The sequence below is a fragment of the Arthrobacter sp. 05L45_2 genome, from assembly GCF_056397525.1.
Genome location: NZ_JBFTNO010000150.1, coordinates 1 through 7778, shown reverse-complemented (window position 1 = coordinate 7778; position 7778 = coordinate 1). Strand labels below are relative to the sequence as shown.

The following is a 7778-nucleotide window of genomic DNA, read 5'->3' as shown; positions in this document are numbered from 1 at the left end:
GCTGACGCCACCGTCGCGGCCGAACCGATCACCAGCTACGCCGGCAACCACGCCGGCGCCGACGCCTACCGCCGCCTGGCCAAAGAGCTGATTTCGCGCGGCGGCGCGCCCTAAGCAGGGCCGTGGCGGCGACAGTGACCCCGACGGCGGAGCTGGCTCCGCCCGGGAAAAAGACCGGATTCGAGGTCCGGTTGGCCAATTTCACCGGGCCTTTCGACCTCCTGCTGGGACTAATCTCCAAGCACCAGCTGGACATCACCGAGGTGGCGCTGTCAACGGTCACCGATGAGTTCATCAAGTACACCAAGGGCCTGCGGCAGCTCGGGGAGGACTGGGCGCTGGATGAAGCCAGCGAATTCCTGGTCATCGCCGCCACCCTCCTGGACCTCAAGGCCGCCCGGCTGCTCCCCGCCGGTGAAGTCGAGGACGACGAGGACATCGCCCTGCTCGAAGCCCGCGACCTCCTCTTCGCCCGCCTGCTCCAGTACCGGGCCTTCAAACAGGTCGCCGGCCTCATGGGCACCACCCTGGAGCTGGAGGGGCGCCGCTATCCCCGGCAGGTAGCCCTGGAAGAACACTTCGCCGCCATGCTGCCGGACCTGGTCTGGAAACACACCCCGCAGCAGTTCGCCGCCCTGGCCGAGGCCGCCCTCACGCCCAAGGAAGCCGCCCCCACCGAGGTGGGCCTGGCGCACCTGCACGGAACGCCGGTGAGCGTCAAGGAACAGGCCGAAATCATCGGCCTCAGGCTGCGGCTGGGGTCGGCCCTGACGTTCCGGGCACTGATTGCCGACGCCGAATCCACCCTCGTGGTGGTGGCCAGGTTCCTCGCCCTGCTTGAGATGTTCCGGGACAAGGCCGTGGCCTTCGACCAGCTGCTTCCCCTGGGTGAACTGTCCGTGCACTGGACTGCCGACGATCCGGACTGGACCAGCGAGAAGCTGAGCGAAGAATACGAGGAGCAACCGTGACCGCAACACCTGGCAGCGCCGCCGCCGACACCACCGGAGCAGAGGGTCCAGACCTCACGGAACTGCCCGGCGGCGCCCGCGCCGCGCTCGAGGCGGTGCTGATGGTGATCGACCAGCCGGCCACCGCCCCGGAACTGGCCGCGGGCCTGAACCTGACCGTCGACGTCGTCGACTCCCTGCTGCAGGAATTGCAGCGGGAGTATAACGGCTATACTGGTAATGCCCCGGATGCGGAACCTACCGCCCCCCGGGGTTTTGAATTGCGGAACATCGCCGGAGGCTGGCGGATCTACTCCCGCGCCGAGTTCGCCGACATCGTCGGAGGATTCGTGCTGGAGGGCCAAACAGCCAGGCTGACGCAGGCGGCACTCGAAACGCTCGCCGTCATCGCCTACCGCCAGCCCGTCTCCAGGGCCAGGGTGTCCGCAATTAGAGGGGTCAACGTTGACTCCGTGGTGCGGACGCTGACACAGCGCGGCCTGATTGAGGATTCGGGAAACGATCCGGAGTCYGGGGCCATCCTGTACCGCACGACGTCGTATTTCCTCGAACGCATGGGAATCGGCTCGGTGGCTGAGTTGCCGCAGCTTTCACCCCATCTTCCTGGGCTCGAAGGCATAGCAGAGTTTTACGATGCAGGAAGAATGTAGGCAGCTCCACTGCCTGCGCACTGAAAATCCACCAGGGCAGAACCATTTGCCCGGCCGGTGGGGGACTGCCGTGAGGCAGCCGCCGCGGGCCACCAAACGAAGGACGGGTCATGACACAGGCGGGACGCCAGAGTTCACCACGTAACGGTTCCGGACGCACCGGCGCCGGACAGCAATCAGCTCGCACCCAGGGTGCGGGCGGCGCCGGCCGCGGCCAGCGCGACTTCCCCAAGGGCGGCGGGGACCGGCCGTTCAAGCGGCCCAAGCCGCGCGAAGAGGCTTTCGTCGATCCGGACCTGAACCCCGGCGGCGCTGCCCCGGACGCCGGCCGGAGCGGTGCCAAGCCCGCAGCCCGCAAGGCCCCTGCCCGCAAGGCAGCAGACCGCAAGCCCGGCGCGGGGAAAGCCCCCGGGACTCCGGGCGCGCTCAAGCCCAAGCCGCGCATCGGCGCCGGCGCGGCCAAAGCTACCGGTTCCAGCGCCTTCGGCGGCGAACGCTTCGGCCAGAACCTCGGTCCCGTCCGTAAGCCCACCCGCAAGCGTGGCCCGCGCGGTCCCGTGCCGCAGTCCGAGCTGCACGACGCCGACGGCGTCCGGCTCCAGAAAGTCATGGCCTCCGCCGGCGTCGCCTCGCGGCGTGTCTGCGAGGAGATGATCGCTGAAGGCCGTGTCGAGGTCGACGGCCAGGTCGTCACCGAGCTCGGCATGCGCGTGGACCCCAAGACCTCCGTGATCCACGTGGACGGCCTGCGCATCCAGCTGGACGAAAACATGGTCTACATGGTCTTCAACAAGCCCAAGGGTGTTGTCTCCACCATGGAGGACCCGGACGGCCGCCCGTGCATCAGCGACTTCGTGCGCAACCACCACGGCGAACGGCTCTTCCACGTCGGCCGGCTGGACGTCGCCACCGAAGGGCTGCTGCTGCTGACCAACGACGGCGAACTCGCCAACCGGCTCACGCACCCCTCCTACGAAGTGCCCAAGACCTACCTCGTGCAGGTCCGCGGGCCGTTCCCGCAGGGCGTCGGCGCCCAGCTCAAGGCCGGCGTCGAACTCGAGGACGGCATCGCCTCGGTGGACTCCTTCAAGCTCGTSGACTCCACYCCGGGCCACGTGCTGATCGAGGTYGTGCTGCACTCSGGCAAGAACCGGATCGTGCGGCGCCTCTTTGACGCCGTCGGTTTCCCTGTGCTGCGCCTGGTCCGCGTCAAGGTCGGTCCCATCGGCCTCGGCGACCAGCGCCAGGGCAGCATCCGCAACCTCGGCAAGCAGGAAGTCGGCCACCTGCTGGCATCCGTGGGGCTCTAAGGCATGTCCGCATTTCGCACCCACGGCCGCGGCCACCTGAACGGGCCGGTCGTCGTCGTGGGCACGGGACTGCTGGGGACCAGCATCGGACTGGGACTGCGGGGCCGCGGCGTCGCTGTGTTCCTCTCCGACCCGTCGCCCACCAACCAGGCCGTCGCCGTCGACATCGGCGCCGGCCTGCCGTTGGCGCGCCTTGGCGGCGAATCCCCGGAACTCGTGGTGGTCGCAGCGCCGCCGGACGTGACCGCCGACGTCGTCGCCCGTGCCCTCACGGACTACCCCGACGCCGTTGTGGTGGACATTGCCAGCGTCAAAGCCGGCATCCAGTCGGAACTGCGCGAACGCGGCGCCGACCTCGGCCGGTACGTGGGTACCCACCCGATGGCGGGACGGGAGAAGTCCGGCCCGGTCGCGGCCCGCGGTGAACTGTTCACCTCGATGCCGTGGGTGCTGTGCCCCACCGACGAAACCCGGCCCGAAGCCCTCCAGGCCGCCCGCGCCCTGGCGAGTGACCTGGGCGCCGTCGTCGCCGAATTTGGCGCCGACGAACATGACGAAGCCGTGGCCCTGGTCTCGCACCTGCCGCAGGTGATGTCTTCCCTGGTCGCCAGCAGGCTGCAGGGAACGCCGCTGCATGCGTTGTCGCTGGCCGGCAACGGACTGCGTGACGTCACCAGGATCGCGGCGAGCGATCCCACGCTGTGGGTGCAGATCCTCGGCGCCAACGCCGGCAAGGTCGTGGAGATCCTGCACGGTGTCCGCGAGGACCTGAACCGGCTGATCGGCACCCTCGAGGACCCCTCAGCGCCCGGTGCGCGGCTGGACCTCGCCCAGCTCATCAGCGAAGGCAACGCCGGCCAGGCCCGGATCCCGGGCAAGCACGGCGGACCGCCGCAGGCCTACTCCTGGCTGACAGTCCTGGTGGACGACACGCCCGGCCAGATCGCCCGGCTCCTGACCGAGATCGGCGAAATCGGCGTCAACCTCGAGGACCTCCGGCTGGATCACTCCTCAGGACAGAATGTCGGCATGGTGGAACTCTCCGTGCTGCCGAACAAACACGAACTGCTCATTGAAGCCCTCAACGACCGTGGATGGCGGGTACTCCAGTAATGACCCAGGAACTCATTGAAACGGTGGACGTCGTCCGCCCCGGCAAGAGCCTGGTGGTGGCCATTGACGGCCCCTCCGGCTCCGGCAAGTCCAGCGTCAGCAAGGAGGTGGCCCGCCGGCTCCGGCTCGCGTACCTCGACACCGGAGCCATGTACCGGGCGCTGACCTGGTTCTGCCTGGACAGCGGCATGGACCTCGCGGACAGTGAAGCCATCGAAGCTGCGGCTGAAGGCTTCCAGCTCGAGATCAGCACCAGCCCGCAGGAAGAGTACGTCCGCGTCGCCGGCGTCGACATCACCGAGGCCATCCGCGAACCGGCCATCTCCTCGGCGGTCAGTGCCATCGCCACCACCCTCGGCGCCCGGACCGAACTGATCCGCCGGCAGCGCGAGCTGATCGAAAAGCACCACCGCCGCATGGTGGTGGAGGGCAGGGACATCACCACCGTCGTCGCGCCCAACGCAGAGGTCCGGATGCTGCTCACCGCCAGCGAGGAGGCCCGGCTGCGCCGCCGCGGCATCCAGCTCGGCGGAAGCCAGAACGCCGAGCAGCTCGCCGCGCAGGTCACCGCCCGGGACGCCAAGGACTCCACCGTGGTGAACTTCACCCAGGCCGCCGACGGCGTGGTGACCCTGGACTCCTCGGACCTCGACTTCGCCCAGACCGTGGACGCGGCCCTCGGGATTGTGCACCGGGTCATCAACCACACGGTCCTGGCCCGTGACTGAGGCCTCCGGCGCGGGACGGCTGCCGGGGCGGTGGTTCCTGCACGGAACCATGGCCTGGAGCCGGCCGATCGGCTGGATCCTGGACCACGTGGTGTACCGGACCGCCATCAAGGGCCGCGCCAACGTCCCGGCGGCCGGGCCGGTGATCTTCGCAGGCAACCACATCAGCTTCCTTGACGGGCCCGTGATGTTCGGGGCAGCGCCGCGACCAATGCACATCTTCGTCAAGAGGGAGATGTTCAAGGGCTTCCTCGGCCGGGTCCTTACGGTCTCCGGCCAGCTGGCCGTGGACCGGTCCGGTGACCGGGCGGCCCTGCAGCGGGCCAAGGCAGTGCTCGACGCCGGACGGTGCGTTGGGATACTTCCCGAAGGCACCCGGGGGAGCGGCGAGGCAGCCAGCATCAACAACGGGGTGGCGTGGCTCGCCCTGAACTCCGGAGCCACCGTCATCCCGGTCGCGATCCTGGGAACCCGGATCAGCGGCGAGCACCTCAACACCGTTCCCCGTCCCGGCCGCCGGCTGCACGTCAGCTTCGGCCCGGCCCTCACCGTCAGCCGCAGGCCCGGAGAGACCGGGCGTGCTTCAATGGACAGGGTGGGAACCGAGATTCGGGCCGCCCTGGCGCGGCACGTCCAGGACACGGTCCGGTGCAGCGGGCAGCGCCTGCCCGACGCGGATTCCCCGCAAGAACTTCAGACAGCAGTAGCCGGGACGCCGGCAGATCACCACCTAAGGAAAGTGCAATGAGCGATACGACTCAAACCCCCGGCCATTTTGGCGCCGGCGAAGACGAATACACGCCCACCGGCACGGACCAGGTGGCTGAGAACCTCGCCGCACTGGACGACGAGGAAGCCGAGCTCCGCGCGGCCTCCCTCCGGGCCGGCCTGGACGACTACGACCTCGACGAGGACGACGCGGCCCTCCTCAGCGGCCGCTACGAGGACGAGGACTTTGACGGTCCGGTCAGGCTCGACCCGGTCCTGGCCATCATCGGCCGCCCGAACGTTGGCAAGTCCACCCTGGTCAACCGCATTCTCGGCCGGCGCGAAGCCGTCGTCGAGGACACTCCCGGCGTCACCCGCGACCGGGTGATGTATTCGGCACACTGGAACGGCCGGAACTTCACCGTTGTGGACACCGGCGGCTGGGAGCACGACGCCCGCGGCATCCACGCCCGCGTCGCCGAGCAGGCCGAGATGGCCGTGGAACTCGCCGATGCCGTGCTGTTCGTGGTGGACTCCGCCGTTGGCGCGACCGCCACGGACGAGGGCGTTATGAAGATGCTGCGCAAGTCCAAGAAGCCGGTCATCATGGTGGCCAACAAGGTGGACGACTTCGTCCAGGAGGCCGACTCGGCCGCCCTGTGGGGCCTTGGCTTCGGCGAGCCGTACCCGGTGTCCGCCCTGCACGGCCGCGGCGTTGCCGACCTGCTGGACCACGTGATGGACACCCTGCCTGAGTTCTCCACGATTGAGGGCCTGGAGCGCACCGGCGGCCCCCGCCGGATCGCCCTGATCGGCCGCCCGAACGTCGGAAAGTCCTCACTGCTGAACAAGCTCGCTGGTTCCGAACGCGTCGTCGTCGACAACACGGCCGGGACCACCCGCGACCCGGTCGATGAGTTCATCGAACTCGGCGGACGCACCTGGCGTTTTGTGGACACGGCAGGCATCCGCCGCCGCCAGCACATGGCCCAGGGCGCGGACTTCTACGCCTCCCTGCGCACGCAGAGCGCACTTGAAAAGGCCGAGGTGGCCGTTGTGCTCCTCGCCGTGGACGAGGTCCTCAGCGAACAGGACGTCCGCATCCTGCAGCTGGCGATCGAATCCGGCCGCGCGCTGGTCCTCGCGTTCAACAAGTGGGACCTGCTCGACGACGAACGCCGCACCTACCTGGAACGCGAAATCGAACAGGACCTGGCCCACGTGGCCTGGGCTCCCCGCGTCAACATCTCCGCCAAGACCGGCTGGCACAAGGACCGCCTGGTTCCTGCCCTGGATACCGCCCTGGAGAGCTGGGACAAGCGCATCCCCACCGGCCGCCTGAACGCGTTCCTCGGCGAACTGGTCGCGGCACACCCGCACCCGGTCCGCGGCGGCAAGCAGCCCCGCATCCTCTTCGGCACCCAGGCCTCGAGCCGCCCGCCGAAGTTCGTGCTGTTCACCACCGGCTTCCTCGATCCCGGGTACCGCCGCTTCATCACCCGCCGGCTCCGGGAAACGTTCGGCTTCGAGGGCAYGCCCATCGAGGTCAACATGCGGGTCCGGGAAAAGCGCGGCAAGAAGCGTTAGTTCCGGCACCCGCCGAGGGAAAAGTTCCCGTGACATGGTCAAAGTGTCACGGGCACCCTCCGGAATCGTGTAAGCTTTTGGAGGTGGTTCGGCCGGACTGCTCGGATGAATTCTTTTGGTCAAACAAGGGAAATCATGGTGAGCGGAGAACGGCGGAACCAGCGGGCTGTAGCGCAGCTTGGTAGCGCACTTGACTGGGGGTCAAGGGGTCGCAGGTTCAAATCCTGTCAGCCCGACCAACAAGAAAGTACCCCGCCATTCCGGCAACGGAGTGGCGGGGTTTTCTGTTTCGCGCAACGGACCCCGACGCCGAACCGCCGCCCGCGCGGGCAGTTCCTACTTCAGGAACCTCGACGTCCGGCGGTCYGCCAGGATCTTCCCCTTGGTCTGGCAGGTGGGGCAATATTGCAGCGCTGTGTCCGCAAACGACACTTCCCGGACGGTGTCCCCGCAGACCGGGCAGTCCTGCCCGGCCCGCCCGTGCACCCGCATGTGGCTCCGCTTCGCATCCTTCAGCTCACCCGGCGGTTTCCCCTTTGCCTCCGCCAGTGCCGCGCCGAGGACATCGTGGATGGCGTCATAAAGGCGCCGCACCACCTCCGGTTCCAGGGAGCCCGCGATCGCAAATGGCGAGATTTTGGCCGCGTGCAGGATCTCATCGCTATACGCGTTCCCGATGCCCGCCATGATGCCTTGGCTGCGCAGTACACC

The 7778-nt window shown here is 68.2% G+C and carries 9 protein-coding genes and 1 tRNA gene; 9 read left to right on the top strand and 1 reads right to left on the bottom strand.

All coding sequences use genetic code 11. From position 1 onward, the window contains the following. The 9 genes from AC1DHD_RS11760 to AC1DHD_RS11720 form a co-directional block, all read left to right on the top strand. The coding region (locus tag AC1DHD_RS11760) for a ParA family protein (protein WP_476879888.1) at positions 1-114 on the top strand (114 nt) is incomplete at its 5' end. An 8-nt stretch (positions 115-122) separates the two neighbouring features. After that, positions 123-971: a segregation and condensation protein A gene (locus AC1DHD_RS11755; protein ID WP_476879886.1), complete on the top strand. Its 849-nt coding sequence runs from the start codon at positions 123-125 to the stop codon at positions 969-971. Then, the gene (gene scpB, locus AC1DHD_RS11750) at positions 968-1621 is read left to right on the top strand and encodes an SMC-Scp complex subunit ScpB (protein WP_476879885.1); all 654 of its coding nucleotides are present in this window, start codon (positions 968-970) and stop codon (positions 1619-1621) included. Before AC1DHD_RS11755 ends, scpB begins: the two co-directional genes overlap by 4 nt. A gap of 110 nt (positions 1622-1731) precedes the next feature. Continuing rightward, positions 1732-2931 (top strand): pseudouridine synthase, encoded by a 1200-nt coding sequence (locus AC1DHD_RS11745; protein WP_476879884.1) that lies wholly within the window; start codon positions 1732-1734, stop codon positions 2929-2931. Between the two features lie 3 nt (positions 2932-2934). Then, positions 2935-4044, top strand: a complete 1110-nt coding sequence (locus AC1DHD_RS11740) for a prephenate dehydrogenase (RefSeq protein ID WP_476879883.1) — start codon at positions 2935-2937, stop codon at positions 4042-4044. Further along, positions 4044-4772, top strand: coding sequence for a (d)CMP kinase (gene cmk, locus AC1DHD_RS11735; protein WP_476879882.1), 729 nt, complete (start codon positions 4044-4046; stop codon positions 4770-4772). The genes AC1DHD_RS11740 and cmk overlap by 1 nt, the downstream gene beginning before the upstream one ends. Positions 4773-4821: 49 nt before the next feature. Beyond that, on the top strand, positions 4822-5520 hold the full coding sequence (locus AC1DHD_RS11730) for a lysophospholipid acyltransferase family protein (RefSeq protein ID WP_476879887.1): 699 nt from the start codon (positions 4822-4824) through the stop codon (positions 5518-5520). After that, complete coding sequence (gene der / locus AC1DHD_RS11725; protein ID WP_476879881.1) at positions 5517-7067, top strand: ribosome biogenesis GTPase Der; 1551 nt, start codon at positions 5517-5519, stop codon at positions 7065-7067. The genes AC1DHD_RS11730 and der overlap by 4 nt, the downstream gene beginning before the upstream one ends. A gap of 162 nt (positions 7068-7229) precedes the next feature. Next, positions 7230-7306 (top strand) — tRNA-Pro (locus AC1DHD_RS11720). A gap of 97 nt (positions 7307-7403) precedes the next feature. Here AC1DHD_RS11720 and AC1DHD_RS11715 read toward each other — a convergent pair. Continuing rightward, positions 7404-7778 (bottom strand): zinc finger domain-containing protein (locus tag AC1DHD_RS11715; protein ID WP_476879880.1); only part of this gene is annotated, 375 nt, incomplete at its 5' end.